This is a genomic window from Serratia odorifera, from assembly GCF_041448735.1.
Lineage (GTDB): Bacteria > Pseudomonadota > Gammaproteobacteria > Enterobacterales > Enterobacteriaceae > Serratia_F > Serratia_F odorifera.
On the sequence record NZ_JBGMUT010000002.1, the window covers coordinates 798424 to 815826 of the forward strand.

At 56.7% G+C, this 17403-nt stretch carries 18 protein-coding genes; 9 read left to right on the forward strand and 9 right to left on the reverse strand.

The features are described 5' to 3' along the window. Positions 1-35 precede the first annotated feature (35 nt). The 5 genes from cmoB to ACCC84_RS09885 form a co-directional block, all read right to left on the reverse strand. A complete protein-coding gene (gene cmoB / locus ACCC84_RS09865) occupies positions 36-1007 on the reverse strand; it encodes a tRNA 5-methoxyuridine(34)/uridine 5-oxyacetic acid(34) synthase CmoB (RefSeq protein ID WP_004962081.1) in 972 nt (323 codons plus the stop codon). Continuing rightward, entirely contained in the window at positions 1004-1747 is a 744-nt protein-coding gene (cmoA, locus tag ACCC84_RS09870; protein ID WP_004962084.1) for a carboxy-S-adenosyl-L-methionine synthase CmoA, read from the reverse strand. Before cmoA ends, cmoB begins: the two co-directional genes overlap by 4 nt. A gap of 205 nt (positions 1748-1952) precedes the next feature. Beyond that, the gene (locus ACCC84_RS09875) at positions 1953-2348 is read right to left on the reverse strand and encodes an MAPEG family protein (RefSeq protein WP_004962088.1); all 396 of its coding nucleotides are present in this window, start codon (positions 2346-2348) and stop codon (positions 1953-1955) included. Positions 2349-2450: 102 nt separating this feature from the next. Next, a complete protein-coding gene (locus ACCC84_RS09880) occupies positions 2451-3266 on the reverse strand; it encodes a DUF72 domain-containing protein (RefSeq protein ID WP_164844309.1) in 816 nt (271 codons plus the stop codon). Between the two features lie 59 nt (positions 3267-3325). Further along, entirely contained in the window at positions 3326-3910 is a 585-nt protein-coding gene (locus ACCC84_RS09885) for a hydrolase (RefSeq protein ID WP_371901801.1), read from the reverse strand. Positions 3911-4307: 397 nt separating this feature from the next. Between ACCC84_RS09885 and aspS the strand changes: the two genes are divergently transcribed. The 6 genes from aspS to ruvB all read left to right on the forward strand — a co-directional run bounded on the left by aspS (position 4308) and on the right by ruvB (position 9639). Beyond that, positions 4308-6092, forward strand: coding sequence for an aspartate--tRNA ligase (gene aspS, locus ACCC84_RS09890; protein ID WP_004962101.1), 1785 nt, complete (start codon positions 4308-4310; stop codon positions 6090-6092). Then, on the forward strand, positions 6092-6538 hold the full coding sequence (nudB, locus tag ACCC84_RS09895; protein WP_004962103.1) for a dihydroneopterin triphosphate diphosphatase: 447 nt from the start codon (positions 6092-6094) through the stop codon (positions 6536-6538). The genes aspS and nudB overlap by 1 nt, the downstream gene beginning before the upstream one ends. A gap of 22 nt (positions 6539-6560) precedes the next feature. Next, positions 6561-7304: a YebC/PmpR family DNA-binding transcriptional regulator gene (locus ACCC84_RS09900; protein ID WP_004962110.1), complete on the forward strand. Its 744-nt coding sequence runs from the start codon at positions 6561-6563 to the stop codon at positions 7302-7304. Between the two features lie 61 nt (positions 7305-7365). Next, the gene (ruvC, locus tag ACCC84_RS09905) at positions 7366-7887 is read left to right on the forward strand and encodes a crossover junction endodeoxyribonuclease RuvC (protein ID WP_004962113.1); all 522 of its coding nucleotides are present in this window, start codon (positions 7366-7368) and stop codon (positions 7885-7887) included. Positions 7888-7999: 112 nt separating this feature from the next. Further along, positions 8000-8614: a Holliday junction branch migration protein RuvA gene (gene ruvA, locus ACCC84_RS09910; protein ID WP_088499710.1), complete on the forward strand. Its 615-nt coding sequence runs from the start codon at positions 8000-8002 to the stop codon at positions 8612-8614. A gap of 20 nt (positions 8615-8634) precedes the next feature. After that, a complete protein-coding gene (ruvB, locus tag ACCC84_RS09915) occupies positions 8635-9639 on the forward strand; it encodes a Holliday junction branch migration DNA helicase RuvB (RefSeq protein WP_004962119.1) in 1005 nt (334 codons plus the stop codon). 54 nt (positions 9640-9693) lie between these two features. Here ruvB and znuB read toward each other — a convergent pair whose 3' ends face one another. Together znuB and znuC are read right to left on the reverse strand one after the other, a co-directional pair. Beyond that, entirely contained in the window at positions 9694-10479 is a 786-nt protein-coding gene (gene znuB, locus ACCC84_RS09920; RefSeq protein WP_004962121.1) for a zinc ABC transporter permease subunit ZnuB, read from the reverse strand. Then, positions 10476-11234 carry a zinc ABC transporter ATP-binding protein ZnuC gene (gene znuC, locus ACCC84_RS09925; RefSeq protein WP_273869795.1) on the reverse strand — a complete coding sequence of 253 codons (759 nt, stop codon included), beginning with the start codon at positions 11232-11234 and terminating at the stop codon, positions 10476-10478. The genes znuB and znuC overlap by 4 nt, the downstream gene beginning before the upstream one ends. Before the next feature lie 78 nt (positions 11235-11312). Here znuC and znuA point away from each other — a divergent pair, with 78 nt between their 5' ends. From znuA to lpxM, 3 genes are all read left to right on the forward strand, one after another. Continuing rightward, a complete protein-coding gene (znuA, locus tag ACCC84_RS09930) occupies positions 11313-12269 on the forward strand; it encodes a zinc ABC transporter substrate-binding protein ZnuA (protein WP_004962127.1) in 957 nt (318 codons plus the stop codon). A 21-nt stretch (positions 12270-12290) separates the two neighbouring features. Continuing rightward, positions 12291-13613 (forward strand): murein DD-endopeptidase MepM, encoded by a 1323-nt coding sequence (gene mepM, locus ACCC84_RS09935; RefSeq protein ID WP_039992031.1) that lies wholly within the window; start codon positions 12291-12293, stop codon positions 13611-13613. A 159-nt stretch (positions 13614-13772) separates the two neighbouring features. Then, a complete protein-coding gene (gene lpxM, locus ACCC84_RS09940) occupies positions 13773-14741 on the forward strand; it encodes a lauroyl-Kdo(2)-lipid IV(A) myristoyltransferase (RefSeq protein ID WP_371901802.1) in 969 nt (322 codons plus the stop codon). A 56-nt stretch (positions 14742-14797) separates the two neighbouring features. Here the strand turns inward: lpxM and ACCC84_RS09945 are convergent, their stop codons facing one another. After that, positions 14798-15688 (reverse strand): leucine-rich repeat domain-containing protein, encoded by an 891-nt coding sequence (locus tag ACCC84_RS09945; protein WP_004962137.1) that lies wholly within the window; start codon positions 15686-15688, stop codon positions 14798-14800. Positions 15689-15777: 89 nt separating this feature from the next. Further along, positions 15778-17220, reverse strand: coding sequence for a pyruvate kinase (pyk, locus tag ACCC84_RS09950; protein ID WP_004962140.1), 1443 nt, complete (start codon positions 17218-17220; stop codon positions 15778-15780). Positions 17221-17403 lie beyond the last annotated feature (183 nt).

The following is a 17403-nucleotide window of genomic DNA, read 5'->3' on the forward strand; positions in this document are numbered from 1 at the left end:
GCGTCGGCGGCCGTTTGGCAACCTGGCGAGCTTTTTTAAGGTTTTCTGGCGATCAGCACCGCGCGACGTGGTGCGGGATAGCCTTCAATGGTTTTGCTGCGATCGTTCGGGTCAAGGAAATCCGCCAGCGACTCGCTGGTCATCCAGTCGGTGCGACGCTGTTCTTCAGTGCTGGTGACGCTGATATCTGCCACGGTTACATCAACGAAACCACATTTTTCCAGCCAGCATTTCAGCGCTTCGGTCGACGGGATAAAATAGACGTTGCGCATTTGCGCGTAGCGGTCACCCGGCACCAGGACCTGATGGCGATCGCCTTCTACTACCAACGTTTCCAGCACCAGTTCACCTTCACGCACCAGCTGATTCTTCAGCTGATACAGGTGATCCAGCGGCGAACGACGGTGATACAGCACGCCCATGGAAAATACGCTGTCGAACGCCGCCAGTTCCGGCAGTTGCTCAATCCCCAACGGCAACAGATGGGCACGCTGATCGCCGCCCAGCAGTTTGCGTACCGCTTCGAACTGGCACAGGAACAGCTGCATCGGGTCGATGCCAACCACAAACTGCGCCCCGGCGCCGATCATGCGCCACATGTGATAACCGCTGCCGCAGCCGACATCCAGCACCGTTCGGCCGGCCAAGGGAGAAATATGCGGTAATACCCGCTCCCACTTCCAGTCGGAATGCCATTCGGTTTCGATATCGATACCGTACAGCGAGAACGGCCCTTTACGCCATGGCATCAGGGTGCGCAGCATTTTTTCGATGCCTTCACGCTGGCCGGCCGACAGCGGCTGATCCAGCTCGGCGTGTACGCCGTGGAGCAGGTCAAGTCGGGTAGGGGTCAACGACGGCAGGTGTTCTACCGAATTGAACCATTGTTTGAATTTACCGTGCAGCGATTCGCGCTGCCAGGCGGAGATTTGCGCCGGCAGGGTATCCAGCCAGTGGCTGAGTGGGCTTTTGGCAATATGCCGATAAAAATCACCGAACTCAATCATGCCGTTTCTCCTGACTTCAAGGCGATCAGTGAGCCGAAGTTGAAGCATTGGAACCACACTTCAGCATGCTCAAAGCCGGCCTGCTTCAACCGTGCCTTATGGGCCTCTACCGAGTCGGTCAGCATGACGTTTTCCAGCATGCTGCGTTTCTGGCTGATCTCCAGTTCGCTGTAGCCGTTGGCGCGTTTGAAATCGTGATGCATATTGAACAGCAGTTCGCCGATGTCGCCGTCTTCAAAGCTGAATTTTTCGGACAACACCAGTGCGCCGCCCGGGCGTAGACCACGATATACATGCTGCAACAGGCGCAAACGATCGGCGGGCTCGAGGAATTGCAGCGTAAAATTCAGTACCACCATTGATGCATTCTCGATGTTGATATCGAGAATGTCGGCCTCGATCACCTCAACCGGCGTATCGGCGCGGAAGGCATCAATATGGCGACGGCAACGTTCGACCATCGCCGGGGAATTGTCGATGGCCAGGATTTTGCAGCCGTCAACCTTGATGTTTCGCCGCATCGACAGCGTCGCCGCGCCCAGCGAACAGCCCAGATCGTACACCTGACTGTTCGGCTGTACGAAACGCTCGGCCAGCATGCCAATCATGGAAATGATATTGGAATAGCCGGGAACGGAGCGCTGGATCATGTCGGGAAACACTTCAGCGACGCGTTCGTCGAAGGTCCAGTCGCCCAGTTTGGCTATCGGGGCGGAAAATAGAGTATCGCGGTTTGGCATAGCGGCAAAAAATCAGCTCAGAATTCGGAGGGGCGTATTCTAGCAGATTTAGCCTAAATAATTCGAGTTGCATCGCGGTGCGACCGTGCGACAGCGATTTGCACTCGCTGGCGTTGGCCGTTGGCAGCGCGCGGAGAATGGCGGGCGCGTGGATTCAAGTCTCTGATTCGGGAACAGGCGGCAAAGCCGCCTTGAACCGGCAACATCAGTACAGACTGAAGATCAGATCCCATGGCAGGTAGATGATATTTGCCAACACCATCAGCACCAGGGCAATGTAGGTGGCGGACATGCCAGAACGACGCCAGCTGACTTCACGGTTGCGCAGACCGTAATAATGCACCAGCCGACCGGCCATCAGCATCAGGCCGCACACGTGAATCATCCATACTCCAGCACCGTTCATCTCCATCATTACCAGCAGCACGGCGGCAATCGGGATGTATTCAACGGCGTTGCCGTGGACACGAATGGCGGTTTGCAGTTCATAAAAGCCACCGTCGCCATAGGCGACGCGATACTGTGTTCTGAGTTTGACTACGTCGTAAGAGAGTTTGATCAACAACAATGCGCCGAGCACTACATAAAGCGCGCTTACCATTATTTAACTCCATTCCCTAACCAAAACTGGCAGCAGCATGATAACTGCCATTAGTCCGGCTGTCGCGGAGAAAAATCTGATGTAATACGTCCGATTAATTGGTTAAAACAGTGAGTTCTGTTCTGGCCAGTCCGGTGGCGCGGGCAATGAGGGGATAACCCGCCGCAGCTGTTGCCAGATTTTTTGCGCCTGTTGTGGTGAATCTCCGTTATCCGGGGTGTGAATAAAAAGGTAAGGATTGTGCCGCCGTTGCCAATCGGGCAGTTTCTGTTGCCAGGGGGCAAACCAGCGCAGATTATCTTCCAGCACATCGCCGCCGATGAAGCGCACCAGCGGATTATTGGCGGTAATCAGCGCGTGCACCGGCAGCATCGGTTTTTTTTGCTGGGCGTCGCGTACGGCGGCACTGTTGGCGGCGGCGTGATGCACCGGTCGACTGTCGAGGATCACCCGGTTGATACCGCGCTGATGTAATCCCTGATTCAGCAGGCGTTCTTCTTCGCCCTTGGCGAAAAACGCCGGGTGACGCACCTCCACCCCGTAGGTAAACGCCTTGGGCAGCGTGTCGAAAAACGCCCACATTGTCGGCAGCTCGGCCGGGCCGAAGGCTGCCGGCAATTGCAGCCACAGTTGGCCGATGCGTGGCTGTATCGGCGTCAGACACTGATAGAAAGCCTGAATATCCGAGCTGCAATTGCGCAATGCTGCCTTATGGCTGATAGCGGAGGGGAACTTGAAGCAGAAGCGAAAGTTGTCATCGGTCATGGCGTGCCAGCGCTGAACGATCTCCAGCTTCGGCAGCGCATAAAAGGTGGTATTGCCTTCCACACAGTTAAAGTAGCGGCTGTAGTCAGCCAGGTCGCGCAGCCCGATACGCTGCCAGGCCGGGTGTTGCCATTGTGGTAATCCGATATACATCAGCGCCTTCGTCATGCATCGGCTGCCCCGGCAGGGCAGCACAAAAAATAATGCCTACGTTAGCGTGCAACCTGAAGCGCGGCAAGAATTTCACCGGTGCTGCGCACTCGCGCCAGGCGTGGAAAAATGTTCTCAAAGGCAAAACGGTGTATCTCGGCGTTCGGCGCGCTGCACATGTCTTCGGCGATAATCAGTTCAAAGCCTCGTTCCCATGCGGCGCGGGCGGTGGACTCAACGCCGATGTTGGTGGCAATGCCGCCCAGCACCAGGGTTGTTATGCCGCGACGGCGCAGCTGCATTTCCAGATCGGTGCCGTAGAACGCTCCCCATTGGCGTTTGACGATCAAAATATCGCTGTCGTCGACCGCCAGTGCCTCCGGGAAGGTCCACCAATCAGCGGGCAAGCCGCCAACCGGTGCCGGCGTTGGCCGATCGACCGGCTGTTTCAACGCTTCGGCAAAGGTATCGGACCAGCCGACGCGTACCATCATCACCGGTGCGCCAAGCGCGCGGAAACGTCCAGCGAGGTGGGCGGCGTGCGTTACCACCTGTTCCGCACTGTGCGGGCCGCCGGCGTAGGGCAGAATACCGTTTTGCAAATCGATAACCACTAGCGCGGTGGTTTGGGCGTCAATGTTTAACATGGCGATTTTCTCATGGTGTAAATGGATTAAATCACCGCTGTAACCGGCACGCGTAACCCGGTGCGTTACAGCGGCTTGTTTCAGGCTACGTGAAAATTCTGCGCCGGGTTAACGGGAATTTTGTTAATCAATGTGTTGATTCGGGTAAAAACGCGCCATTTAGCCGTTGAACAATGCTGTGTTCGCACTTATCGGACGGATGAATTTCCTTTATAATGACCGCCTTTTTTCAACACTCTTTAATCCCACGACCTATGCCGATTTACGAATGTGTCTGCGCCGCCGAGCGGCGTCGCGCGAGGCGATTCAAAACAGGTAATAAGCGTTCATCGGATAACCGCAGCGTGCAGAGCAGCAATTTCTCTGGCGCGGCATCGGCTGAGTAAAAGGATAGCGTATGCGTACTGAATATTGCGGGCAGTTGAATCTGTCCCACGTGGGCCAGGAAGTGACTTTGTGCGGTTGGGTCAATCGTCGTCGCGATTTGGGCGGCCTGATCTTTATTGATATGCGTGACCGCGAAGGCATCGTACAGGTGTTCTTCGATCCGGACCAGAAAACGGCGTTCGATAAGGCGTTCGAGTTGCGCAACGAGTTCTGTATTCAGATCGTCGGCACCGTACGCGCCCGTCCAGACAGCCAGATCAACAAAGACATGGCCACCGGCGAAGTAGAAGTATTCGCCCACGGATTGGAGATCATTAACCGCTCGGAGCCGCTGCCGCTGGACTCCAACCAGACTAACAGTGAAGAAGCGCGCCTGAAATACCGCTATCTGGATCTGCGTCGCCCGGAAATGGCCGACCGTCTGAAAGCCCGAGCCAAAATCACCAGCTTCGTGCGCCGCTTTATGGATCAGCACGGCTTCCTCGACATCGAAACCCCAATGCTGACCAAAGCCACGCCGGAAGGCGCACGCGACTATCTGGTGCCAAGCCGGGTGCACAAGGGCAAGTTTTACGCATTGCCGCAGTCGCCGCAGCTGTTCAAGCAGCTGCTGATGATGTCCGGCTTCGACCGTTACTACCAGATCGTCAAGTGCTTCCGCGACGAAGATCTGCGTGCCGACCGTCAGCCTGAATTTACCCAGATCGACGTGGAAACCTCCTTTATGACCGCCGATCAGGTGCGTGAAGTCATGGAGCAACTGGTACGCGAGCTGTGGCAAGAAGTGAAGGGCGTCGATCTCGGCGATTTCCCGATCATGACCTTCGCCGAAGCAATGCGCCGTTACGGTTCTGACAAACCGGACCTGCGTAACCCGCTGGAGCTGGTGGACGTGGCCGATCTGGTGAAGGACGTCGAGTTCAAAGTGTTCTCCGGTCCGGCTAACGATGCCAAGGGCCGCGTAGCGGCGATCCGCGTTCCGGGCGGCGCCCAGCTGACCCGCAAGCAGATCGACGAGTACGGTGCGTTCGTCAATATCTATGGCGCCAAAGGCCTGGCATGGCTGAAGGTCAACGACCGCGCCGCCGGTCTTGAGGGGGTACAGAGCCCGATCGCCAAATTCCTCAACGCCGAGGTGCTGGAAGCGGTGCTGGCGCGCAGCGAAGCGCAAACCGGCGACATTCTGTTCTTCGGCGCCGACAGCCACAAGATCGTGACCGACGCCATGGGCGCGCTGCGTTTGAAGCTGGGCCGCGATTTGCAACTGACCAGACTGGACGCATGGGCGCCGCTGTGGGTTGTCGACTTCCCAATGTTTGAAGACGACGGTGAAGGCGGTCTGGCGGCGATGCACCACCCGTTCACCGCGCCGCGTGATATGGCACCGGAAGCGCTGGCAAACGATCCTACCAGTGCCATCGCCAACGCCTATGACATGGTGGTGAACGGCTATGAAGTCGGTGGCGGTTCAGTGCGTATTCACCGTAGCGAGATGCAACAGACGGTATTTGGCATTCTTGGCATTAATGAACATGAGCAACGCGAAAAGTTCGGCTTCCTGCTGGATGCGCTGAAGTACGGTACGCCGCCGCATGCCGGCCTGGCCTTCGGTCTGGACCGCCTGGTGATGCTGTTGACCGGTACCGACAATATCCGTGACGTGATCGCCTTCCCGAAAACCACCGCTGCGGCCTGTCTGATGACCGATGCGCCAAGCTTTGCCAATCCGGCGGCGTTGCAGGAACTCGCCATCAGCGTGGTGAAGAAAGCTGCTACCGAGCAAGAGAGCGAGTGATGAACTACAAGCGTCCCGAGTCTATTCTGGTAGTGATTTACGCGCGATCCAGTGGTCGGGTGCTGATGTTACAGCGGCGCGATGATACTGAGTTCTGGCAGTCGGTCACCGGCAGCCTGGAGTTGGATGAGTCGCCGCCGTGTGCCGCACGGCGTGAGGTCATGGAAGAAATCGGCATCGATATCGACGCAGAGAAACTGCCGTTATTCGATTGTCAGCGCTGTGTGGAGTTTGAACTCTTTGTCCATTTGCGACATCGCTATGCGCCGGGAACCACGCGTAATAAAGAGCATTGGTTCTGCCTGGCGTTGCCCGAAGAGCGCGAGCCGGTGATTACCGAGCATCACGCCTACCAATGGCTTGAGGCGGCCGACGCCGTCAAATTGACCAAGTCATGGAGCAACCAGCAGGCGATTGAAGAGTTTGTGATTAATTCAGTCCAGTAGTCTTTATTTTTGGAGATATTTTATGGCAGGTCACAGTAAGTGGGCCAACACAAAGCACCGCAAAGCGGCACAAGATGCCAAACGCGGTAAGATTTTCACCAAAATTATCCGTGAGCTGGTGACGGCGGCCAAACTGGGCGGCGGCGATCCGGATTCCAACCCGCGCCTGCGCGCGGCGATGGACAAGGCGCTGTCCAACAACATGACGCGCGATACCATGAACCGTGCCATTGCGCGCGGCGTCGGCGGCGACGACGACAGCAACATGGAAACCATCATTTACGAAGGCTACGGTCCGGGCGGCACCGCCATCATGATCGAATGCCTGAGCGACAACCGTAACCGTACCGTGGCGGAAGTGCGCCATGCTTTCACCAAGTGTGGCGGCAACCTGGGGACCGACGGCTCGGTGGCTTACCTGTTCACCAAGAAAGGCGTTATCACCTATGCACCAGGTCTGGACGAAGACACGCTGATGGAAGCGGCGCTGGAAGCCGGCGCTGAAGATATCGTGACCTATGACGACGGCGCGATCGACGTCTACACCGCATGGGAAAATCTGGGCGAAGTGAAAGACGCACTGACCGCCGCCGGTTTCACCGCCGAGGCGGCCGAAGTGTCGATGATCCCGTCGACCAAAGCCGATATGGACGAAGAAACCGCGCCGAAGCTGCTGCGTCTGATCGATATGCTGGAAGACTGTGACGACGTGCAGGAGGTTTACCATAACGGTGAAATCTCCGACGAGGTGGCGGCGACGCTGTAATGCGTGCGAATGCGCGACAGCGCAGGGCAATGTTGGTTGTTCACACGGAGCGGCTCTGACAATGGCGATCATTCTTGGTATCGATCCAGGTTCACGCATCACCGGTTATGGCCTGATCCGTCAGCAGGGCCGTCAGTTGAGCTACATCGCCAGCGGCTGCATTCGCACGGTAGTAGATGATATGCCGACGCGTTTGAAACTGATCTATGCCGGCGTCAGCGAAATCATCACCCAGTTCCAGCCGGATTTTTTTGCCATCGAACAGGTGTTTATGGCGAAAAACCCGGACTCGGCGCTGAAGCTTGGGCAGGCGCGCGGCGTGGCGATCGTCGCTGCCGTCAACCAGAACCTTGAGGTGTTCGAGTATGCGGCACGTCAGGTCAAGCAGACGGTGGTTGGCACCGGCGCGGCGGAAAAGAGCCAGGTGCAGCATATGGTGCGCTCGTTGCTCAAGCTCTCTGCCAATCCGCAGGCGGATGCCGCCGACGCCCTGGCGATTGCCATCACCCATTGCCACCTTAGCCAAAACGTGCTGCGTATGAGTGAAGGGCGATTGAATCTGGCGCGAGGTCGGCTACGCTGAAAACGCGCGCTGCAACAACACGGGCTGGATATTCATCCAGCCTTTTTTATGGTATAAGCTTAGCAGCATTGCATGGCCGCAGGCCGTGATCGGAATCCAAGCAGGAGGGTAAATGATAGGTCGTCTCAGAGGTAATATCCTGGAAAAGCAGCCGCCGCTGGTGTTGCTGGAAGCGAATGGCGTCGGTTACGAAGTGCATATGCCGATGACCTGCTTCTATGAACTGCCGGAACTGGGGCAGGAAGCGATCGTATTTACCCATTTTGTGGTGCGTGAAGATGCGCAATTATTATACGGCTTCAATGACAAGCAGGAACGCGCGCTGTTCCGTGAGTTGATCAAGGTGAACGGCGTCGGGCCAAAACTGGCGCTGGCTATCCTGTCTGGCATGTCGGCGCAGCAATTTGTCAGCGCGGTAGAACGCGAAGAAATCACCGCCCTGGTGAAACTGCCGGGGGTTGGTAAAAAAACCGCCGAACGCCTGGTGGTGGAAATGAAGGACCGCTTCAAGGGGCTGAACGGCGATCTGTTCAACAACAGCAGCGAAATCAGCCTGCCGGCCAGCGCGACTCAGACACCGGAAGCCGACGCCGAGGCTGAAGCCGCTTCCGCCCTGGTGGCCCTGGGTTACAAGCCACAGGAAGCCAGCCGCATGGTCAGCAAGATCGCCAAGCCGGGTGCGGATTGCGAAACCCTGATCCGCGACGCGTTGCGCGCCGCACTGTAACCGTTGCGAAGGGATAAAACATGATTGAAGCTGACCGCCTGATCTCTGCCGAGCCGATTACCGAAGAAGAGGTTATCGACCGCGCGATTCGTCCCAAGCTGTTGACGGAATACGTCGGTCAGCCGCACGTTCGTGAACAGATGGAAATCTTCATACAGGCGGCGAAGCAGCGCAGTGACGCATTGGATCATCTGCTGATATTCGGCCCGCCTGGATTGGGTAAAACCACCCTGGCGAACATCGTTGCCAACGAAATGGGCGTCAATTTACGTACTACGTCTGGCCCGGTACTGGAGAAAGCCGGCGATCTGGCGGCGATGCTGACCAACCTCGAACCCCACGATGTGCTGTTTATCGATGAAATCCACCGTCTGTCGCCGGTGGTCGAAGAGGTGTTGTATCCGGCGATGGAAGACTATCAGCTGGACATCATGATCGGCGAAGGGCCGGCGGCACGCTCGATCAAGCTCGACCTGCCGCCGTTTACCCTGATTGGCGCCACCACGCGCGCCGGCTCGCTGACCTCACCGCTGCGCGACCGTTTTGGCATCGTTCAGCGGCTGGAGTTTTATCAGGTAGCGGATCTGGAGCACATTGTATCACGTAGTGCCCATTGCCTTGGTCTGAGCCTGTCGACGGAAGGTTCGCATGAAATCGCCCGACGCGCGCGCGGCACGCCGCGTATTGCCAACCGCCTGCTGCGACGGGTGCGTGACTTTGCCGAAGTGCGAGCCAACGGCCAGATCAGCGGCGAAGTGGCCGCACAGGCGTTGAACATGCTCAACGTCGACGCCGAAGGCTTTGACTATATGGACCGCAAACTGTTGCTGGCAATTATCGATAAGTTCACCGGCGGGCCGGTGGGGCTGGATAACCTGGCGGCGGCGATTGGCGAAGAGCGGGAAACCATCGAAGATGTGATTGAACCGTTCCTGATCCAGCAAGGCTTTATCCAACGCACGCCGCGCGGGCGGATGGCCACGCTGCATGCCTATAAGCATTTCGGTATCGAACGCGAAGAGTAATAAAAAGGGCGCAACAGATTGCGCCCGATTATTTTGTCATCCTGATGACGGCGTTTACGCCTGCTGCTTTTTCGCCAGGCTGAGCACGAACAGTATTGCCGCACTCAGCACCACCGACGGACCGGCCGGGGTGTCGTAAAACGCCGAGAAGGTCAACCCGCCGCTCACCGCCAGCATACCGATGATTACCGCATATCCCGCCATCTGCTCCGGCGTACGGGCAAACCGCCGCGCGGTGGCCGCTGGGATAATCAGCAGCGAAGTAATGATTAACGCGCCAACAAACTTCATCGCCAGGCCGATAGTCAACGCCGTCACCAGCATTAACACGGTACGCGCCCGAGCCAGATTGACGCCGTCAACGTGCGCCATTTCCGGGCTGATGGTCATTGACAGCAAATCGCGCCATTGCCACCATAGCACCAGCAGTACAATCGCCACGCCAATGGCAATCATACCGATATCGCTGATGGTGACTGACAGCAGATCGCCAAACAGGTAGGCCATCAGATCGACCCGCACGTTGGACATCAGTGCCACCACCACCAGACCCAAAGACAGAGCGCTGTGCGCCATGATGCCAAGCAGGGTATCGACGGAAAGCTGCGGGCGACGCTCCAGCCACACCAGTACCAGCGCCAGCAGCAGCGTAACGGCAATCACCGCATAAAACGGATTGATATCGAGCAACAGGCCGAACGCGACCCCGAGCAACGACGCATGTGCCAGCGTATCGCCAAAATAGGACATGCGGCGCCAGACCACAAAAGATCCCAATGGGCCGGCGGCGGCGGCCAGCAAAATCCCGGCCAGCCAGCCGGGCAACAACAATTCGATCATGCCTCACGGCCCCCGGTTTTCTTTAACACAATTCGTCCTTGCAGATCGTGGCGATGATTATGGTGATGGCGGTAAATCGCCAACTGCTCTGCGCCGCGGTTGCCAAACATGGCGATGAATTCCGGGTGCATCGACACCACCTCCGGCGTACCGGAACAGCAAATATGCTGATTGAGGCACAGCACTTCGTCCGTTTTGGCCATCACCAGGTGCAGATCGTGAGACACCATCAACACTGCGCAGCCGAGCTCTTTACGCAACTGATCGATCAGGTCGTACAGCGCCAACTGGCCATTGACGTCGACCCCCTGCGTCGGCTCGTCAAGCACCAGCAATTGCGGCCTGTTGAGCAGCGCGCGTGCCAGCAGGACGCGCTGGTTTTCACCGCCGGACAGCTTTTGCATCGGTTGATCAAGCAGATGAGCGGCATGCACGCGCTTCAAGGCTGGCAGGATATCGACCTTCTTGACGCCGGGCTTCAGGCGCATAAAGCGGCTGACGGTCAGCGGCAGGGTAGCATCGAGGTGCAACTTTTGCGGGACATAACCGATACGCAGATTCGGCTGACGTTCAACCTCGCCTTTGGTCGGCGTGATCAGCCCCAGTACCACGCGCACCAGCGTTGATTTACCCGCGCCGTTCGGACCGAGCAGCGTCAGAATTCGACCTGGTTGCAGGCTGAGTGAAATATTCGACAGCACATTACGGCTGCCAAAAGAAACGGAGATATTTTTAAGCGTTGTCAGTGTAGACATGTCTGATTACATTTTGCAGAACTTACCGGATGTTATAATATCACGCCTCGCGGATTAACACGATGGGGATAATCGACTATGACACAGAAAAATAAATGGCTGCAGCGCACGCTGTTGGCCAGTGCGTTGATGATGGCGGGCAGCGCCTATGCGGCAGTGGTAACCACAGTGCGCCCGTTGGGCTTTATTGCGTCGGAAATAGCCGACGGCGTGACCGACACCGAAATTTTGCTGCCGGATGGTGCCTCACCGCATGATTTCGCGCTGCGTCCTTCCGATTTGCAACGCCTGCGCGCTGCCGATTTGGTGGTATGGGTAGGGCCGGATATGGAAGCCTTTCTCTCCAAGGCGTTGCAGCCGGTTGCAGCCAACAAGCAGATCGCCATTGCCGAATTGCCGGCGGTAAAACCGCTGCTGCTGAAAGGCGAGGACCATCATGACCATGCGCAAGAGACGCATAACCATGCAGCGCATGACCATGCCGATGAGCACGGTGATGACCAGCACCATCACGATCATGGCGAATACAATATGCACGTCTGGCTGTCGCCAGAAATCGCAAAAGTGACTGCGATCGCGATTCACGACAGATTATTGGAACTTATGCCGCAAAATAAGGACAAATTAGACGCAAACCTGCGCCGGTTCGAGGATCAGCTAGCGCAAACTGACAAAAATGTTGTTAAGATGCTTACGCCTGTGCAAGGTAAGGGTTATTTTGTTTTTCATGATGCTTACGGCTACTTTGAGAAACATTTCGGTTTGAGCCCGTTGGGCCATTTCACCGTTAACCCGGAAATCCAGCCGGGAGCACAGCGCTTACACCAAATTCGAACACAGTTGGTTGAGCAAAAAGCGGAATGCGTTTTTGCTGAGCCACAATTCAGGCCGGCCGTAATCACTGCCGTTGCCAAGGGTACCAAGGTGCGTTCTGGAACGCTGGACCCGCTGGGCAGCGGCATCGCATTGGGGAAGGGCAGCTACGGGAACTTCCTGACAGCGCTGTCTAACCAATACGTGAGCTGCCTGAAGTAAAGATTATGAGGATAATATCGAGTGCAGCAGATAGTCCGAACTATCGCTCTGGCGTATAACAACCTGCCTCGACCCCACCGCGTCATGCTGGGGTCGTTGACAGTGGTTACCTTGGCCGTTGCCGTTTGGCGGCCTTTTGTTTATCACCCAGAACAGGATCCCATCGTAAAGAACGTCGTCCTGGAAGCAAGCCAGGTACGATCGCTATTGCCAGAGGCCAGTGAGCCGATTGATGCCGACCAACCCACTCCCGATGATGACATCCCCCAGGATGAGCTGGACCAAAAGGTCGCCGGCGAGGAAGGCGTGCATGAATATGTGGTTTCTACCGGTGATACCCTCAGCAGCATCCTGACTCAGTACGGCATCGACATGTCGGACGTCGCCCAGTTGGCGTCGCAAAACCGCGAGCTGCGCAATCTGAAAATCGGTCAGCAACTGTCGTGGACGGTGAACGAGGCCGGCGATCTGCAGCGACTGACCTGGGAAGTCTCCCGCCGTGAAACCCGCACGTACGATCGTGTTGGCAACAACTTCAAGGAAAGCAGAGAAACCCAGAAGGGCGAATGGCGCAACCAGGTATTGGCCGGCAGCCTGAAGGGCAGTTTCGTCAGCAGCGCGTCGGCCGCGGGCCTCAGCCGCAGCGAAATCAACGCGGTGATCAAGGCGCTGCAATGGCAGCTGGATTTCCGCAAGCTGCGCAAGGGCGATCAGTTCTCGGTGTTGATGTCGCGCGAGCAGTTTGAAGGCAAGAGCGAACAGAGCCAATTGCTTGGCGTACGCCTGCGTTCCGGCGGCAAGGATTACTATGCCATTCGCGCTGAAGACGGCAAGTTCTATGACCGTCAGGGTTCCGGCCTGGCGCGTGGCTTCATGCGTTTCCCGACCATGAAACAGTTCCGTATTTCCTCCAATTTCAATCCGCGCCGTATTAACCCGGTCACCGGTCGCGTTGCGCCGCACAAGGGCGTTGACTTCGCTATGCCGGTCGGTACGCCGGTGCTGGCCATCGGTGACGGTGAAGTGGTTATCGCCAAGCGCAGCGGTGCGGCGGGCAATTACGTGGCAATCCGCCATGGTCGCCAATACACCACGCGTTATATGCACCTGAAAAAACTGCTGGTCAAGCCGGGCCAGAAGGTCAAACGTGGCGATCGCATCGCGCTGTCTGGCAATACCGGCCGTTCAACCGGGCCACATCTGCACTTCGAGTTCTGGGTTGGCAAGCAGGCGGTGAACCCGTTGACAGCCAAACTGCCACGCTCCGAAGGGCTGAGCGGTAAGGATCGCAGTGATTATCTGGCGCAGGTGCGCGAAGTGGTACCGCAGTTGCAACTGGATTAATCCGCAGGTGCCCGCCGTAAGGACAGGGGTCTAAATCTTCATTCATCGGCCTGAGTTGCTTGTCAGGCCGATGTTTTTCTTTGGCGCTTCGCCACGGTTAATTGCAAATTCATCATCTGCAATTATTATTAGCCGAACCGCTAAATTAAGAGTTGGTGCATGCAAAACGATAAAAAATCGAACGTAGAGTTCATCCCGCAATTTCAGAAAGCCTTCTTCCATCCACGCTACTGGGGCGTTTGGTTGGGAACCGGTCTGATGGCCGGCGTATCGCTGATCCCGGCGCGCATGCGCGACCCGGTGCTGGGCGCCGTGGGTAAACTGGCCGGCAAGGTGGCCAAGGGCGCGCGTCGCCGTGCACGGATAAATTTGCTGTACTGTTTGCCGGAAGTCTCGGAAAGCGATCGCGAGCATATCATTGACGAAATGTTCGCTACCGCGCCGCAGTCGATGGTGCTGATGGCGGAACTGGCGTGTACCGATCCGCAACGGGTGCTGAAACACGTGCGTTGGCATGGTGAAGAGGTGCTGGATAACATCCGTGCCGAAGGGCGCAATGTGATCTTTCTGGTGCCCCATGGCTGGGCAGTGGACGTTCCGGCGATGCTGATGGCGGCACGTGGCCAACCGATGGCTGCGATGTTCCACAACCAGCGCAACCAACTGGTGGATTACCTGTGGAATGCGGTACGTCGCAAATTTGGCGGCCGCATGCACGCGCGTAATGACGGTATCAAACCGTTTATCAGCTCGGTGCGTCAGGGTTACTGGGGTTATTATTTGCCCGATCAGGACCACGGCGCCGAGCACAGCGAATTCGTCGATTTCTTCGCCACCTACAAGGCAACCCTGCCGGCGGTCGGGCGACTGATGAAAGTCTGCCGTGCAGCCATTGTGCCGCTGTTCCCGGTCTACAACGGCAAGACCAGCATGCTGGATATTTATATCCGTCCACCGATGGATGATTTGGCACAGGCCGACGACCATCAGATTGCCCGCCGCATGAACGAGGAAGTAGAGAATCTGGTGGGGCCGAATCCAGAGCAATACACCTGGATCCTCAAACTGCTGAAGACGCGCAAAGAAGGGGAGATCGAGCCCTATTCCCGTGACGATTTATACCGTTGATCGCTGAGAAGCGTGATAAAGGGCGCCAGTGGCGCCTTTTTTTTTGCCGGGTGATTTCAAACGTGTACCAGACAGCCTTGTGCAATCAGGCTGTCGAGCACCGCGGGATACTGTGTGAAGTCGTTCCAGCGTAAATCCAGCCTGCGCAGATTTTTCATCTCTGCCATACCGGCAGGCAGCGTGCTGAGGCGATTGGCGCGCAAGTCCAGCGATTGCAACGCGCCAAGTTGGCAAAACGCCTCGGGTAAATGCGTTAGCGCATTAAAGCGTAAATTCAGCTCACGCAGTTGGCTTAACTGGCCAAACGAATCGGGCAGTCGCTCAATGGCATTGTTTGCAACATCAAGCACGTTTAGCGCGGTTAACTCGGCAATGGTTGCCGGCAGCTCACTCAGGCGGTTTTTCATCAGGTGCAGTTCGCGCAGCCTGGTTAACCGGCCGATCGCAGCGGGCAGGCTGGTGATGGCATTGTTGTACAGTCGCAGCTCCTGCAGATTGCCCAATTGCCACACCGCCGTCGGCACTGCGGCCAAACGGTTATCGGTGACGTTCAGGTAGCGCAACTCGCCTAGCTGGCCGAGGGTGTGGGGTAAATCACTAAAATGGTTATCGCTCAGGTAGAGATACCGTAGCTGGGTTAACTGACCGATCTCATCGGGGATCTGTGTCGCCTGGTTGTGGCCGAAATCCAGCATTTCCAACTGGCGTAATAGCCCGATCTGCTGCGGCAACTGCGTGAGTTGATTGCATGAAATATTCAGCACCTGCAAATTTGTGTGGTCGAATATTTGCTGCGGGAATATCGTGAGGCGGTTGTCATACAGGCTGATTTTACGCAGCTGCGATCCCTGCAGTGCCAGTGGATCGATATGCGTCAGTGCCTGTCCGTCACGGTCAAGATGCGCTGACGAGGCGTTCTCGGTGCTTGGGGTATGTTGATGAAGCATACGCGCTGCTCTCTGTATGGAGTGAGGCAATGATAGTGTGGAACAACAGTGGGGAAAATGCCGGTCAGTGACCGGCATTAAACAGCGAACTACTCAACGCGCAGGATGCGGCTGGTATTGGTGGTACCGACGGTACTCATCACGTCACCCTGGGTGACGATCACCAGATCGCCGGACAACAGATAGCCTTTGTCACGCAGACGATTGATGGCGTCATTGGCCGCCGCTACGCCATCGGTGTGACTGTCGAAGTACACCGGCGTCACGCCGCGATACAAGGCGGTCAGGTTCAGGGTGTGCTCATGGCGAGACATGGCGAAGATGGGCAGCCCGGAGCTGATACGTGACATCATCAGTGCGGTGCGGCCAGACTCGGTCATGGCAATGATGGCGGTGACGCCTTTCAGGTGGTTGGCGGCATACATCGAAGACATGGCAATCGCTTCTTCGATATTGTCGAACTGCACCTCGAGACGGTGTTTGGAGACGTTAATGCTTGGGATTTTCTCTGCGCCCAGGCAGACTCGCGCCATTGCCGCTACCGTTTCTGCCGGGTATTGGCCGGCGGCGGTTTCCGCAGACAGCATTACGGCGTCGGTGCCATCCAGCACCGCGTTCGCCACGTCCATCACTTCGGCGCGGGTTGGCATCGGGTTGGTGATCATCGACTCCATCATCTGGGTGGCGGTGATCACGACGCGGTTCAGCGTACGGGCACGACGGATCAGTTTCTTCTGGATGCCGACCAGTTCGGGATCGCCGATTTCTACGCCCAGATCGCCGCGGGCCACCATCACCACATCGGATGCCAGAATGATATCGTCCATCGCTTCGTCGGTGCAGACGGCTTCTGCGCGTTCGACTTTGGAGACGATTTTGGCGTTGCAGCCGGCATCACGCGCCAGACGGCGAGCATAGTTCAGATCTTCGCCGGTACGCGGGAAGGATACTGCCAGGTAGTCGACGCCGATTTTGGCGGCGGTGACGATGTCGGCCTTGTCTTTGTCCGTCAACGCTTCGGCAGACAGACCGCCGCCCAGCTTGTTGATGCCCTTGTTGTTTGACAACGGGCCACCGACGGTCACTTCGGTGAATACTTTCATGCCTTGCACTTCCAGCACTTTTAGCTGAACGCGGCCATCATCCAGCAGCAGCACATCGCCCGGCACCACGTCGGCAGGCAGGCCTTTATAGTCGATACCGACTTTTTCTTTATCGCCTTCGCCTTTCGCCATGTTGGCATCGAGCAGGAATTTATCGCCGATGTTCAGGAAGATCTTGCCTTCCTTGAAGGTGGAGACACGGATTTTTGGCCCTTGAAGATCGCCGAGGATAGCCACGTGACGCCCAAGTTTGGCGGCAATTTCACGCACCTTATCCGCACGAGCCTGGTGATCTTCCGCAGTGCCGTGGGAAAAGTTGAGCCGAACTACGTTGGCGCCGGCAGCAATGATCTTTTCCAGATTATTGTCGCGGTCAGTAGCCGGACCCAGTGTGGTAACAATTTTGGTTCTTCTGAGCCGTCTGGACATGTCTTACTCCGTTGACTGGTGAAGCAAATAAGGTGTTGCGATAAACATCGGATAACAAAGCCAGGTGTGAACGCTAATTTAACTACACTGATGTTACCCGCATGAGCGTATTGGTACGTTACAGACTATAATGCTGCCGATCAAATAGTCGGCATTGGTCCTGCTTTCAACAGGTTTTGGTTT

Excerpts from the sequence above, each read along its gene's own strand:
- cmoB (WP_004962081.1), bottom strand. The coding sequence starts at position 1,007 with ATGATTGAGTTCGGTGATTTTTATCGGCATATTGCCAAAAGCCCACTC.
- cmoA (WP_004962084.1), bottom strand. The coding sequence starts at position 1,747 with ATGCCAAACCGCGATACTCTATTTTCCGCCCCGATAGCCAAACTGGGC.
- ACCC84_RS09875 (WP_004962088.1), bottom strand. The coding sequence starts at position 2,348 with ATGGTAAGCGCGCTTTATGTAGTGCTCGGCGCATTGTTGTTGATCAAA.
- ACCC84_RS09880 (WP_164844309.1), bottom strand. The coding sequence starts at position 3,266 with ATGTATATCGGATTACCACAATGGCAACACCCGGCCTGGCAGCGTATC.
- ACCC84_RS09885 (WP_371901801.1), bottom strand. The coding sequence starts at position 3,910 with ATGTTAAACATTGACGCCCAAACCACCGCGCTAGTGGTTATCGATTTG.
- aspS (WP_004962101.1), top strand. The coding sequence starts at position 4,308 with ATGCGTACTGAATATTGCGGGCAGTTGAATCTGTCCCACGTGGGCCAG.
- nudB (WP_004962103.1), top strand. The coding sequence starts at position 6,092 with ATGAACTACAAGCGTCCCGAGTCTATTCTGGTAGTGATTTACGCGCGA.
- ACCC84_RS09900 (WP_004962110.1), top strand. The coding sequence starts at position 6,561 with ATGGCAGGTCACAGTAAGTGGGCCAACACAAAGCACCGCAAAGCGGCA.
- ruvC (WP_004962113.1), top strand. The coding sequence starts at position 7,366 with ATGGCGATCATTCTTGGTATCGATCCAGGTTCACGCATCACCGGTTAT.
- ruvA (WP_088499710.1), top strand. The coding sequence starts at position 8,000 with ATGATAGGTCGTCTCAGAGGTAATATCCTGGAAAAGCAGCCGCCGCTG.
- ruvB (WP_004962119.1), top strand. The coding sequence starts at position 8,635 with ATGATTGAAGCTGACCGCCTGATCTCTGCCGAGCCGATTACCGAAGAA.
- znuB (WP_004962121.1), bottom strand. The coding sequence starts at position 10,479 with ATGATCGAATTGTTGTTGCCCGGCTGGCTGGCCGGGATTTTGCTGGCC.
- znuC (WP_273869795.1), bottom strand. The coding sequence starts at position 11,234 with ATGTCTACACTGACAACGCTTAAAAATATCTCCGTTTCTTTTGGCAGC.
- znuA (WP_004962127.1), top strand. The coding sequence starts at position 11,313 with ATGACACAGAAAAATAAATGGCTGCAGCGCACGCTGTTGGCCAGTGCG.
- lpxM (WP_371901802.1), top strand. The coding sequence starts at position 13,773 with ATGCAAAACGATAAAAAATCGAACGTAGAGTTCATCCCGCAATTTCAG.
- ACCC84_RS09945 (WP_004962137.1), bottom strand. The coding sequence starts at position 15,688 with ATGCTTCATCAACATACCCCAAGCACCGAGAACGCCTCGTCAGCGCAT.
- pyk (WP_004962140.1), bottom strand. The coding sequence starts at position 17,220 with ATGTCCAGACGGCTCAGAAGAACCAAAATTGTTACCACACTGGGTCCG.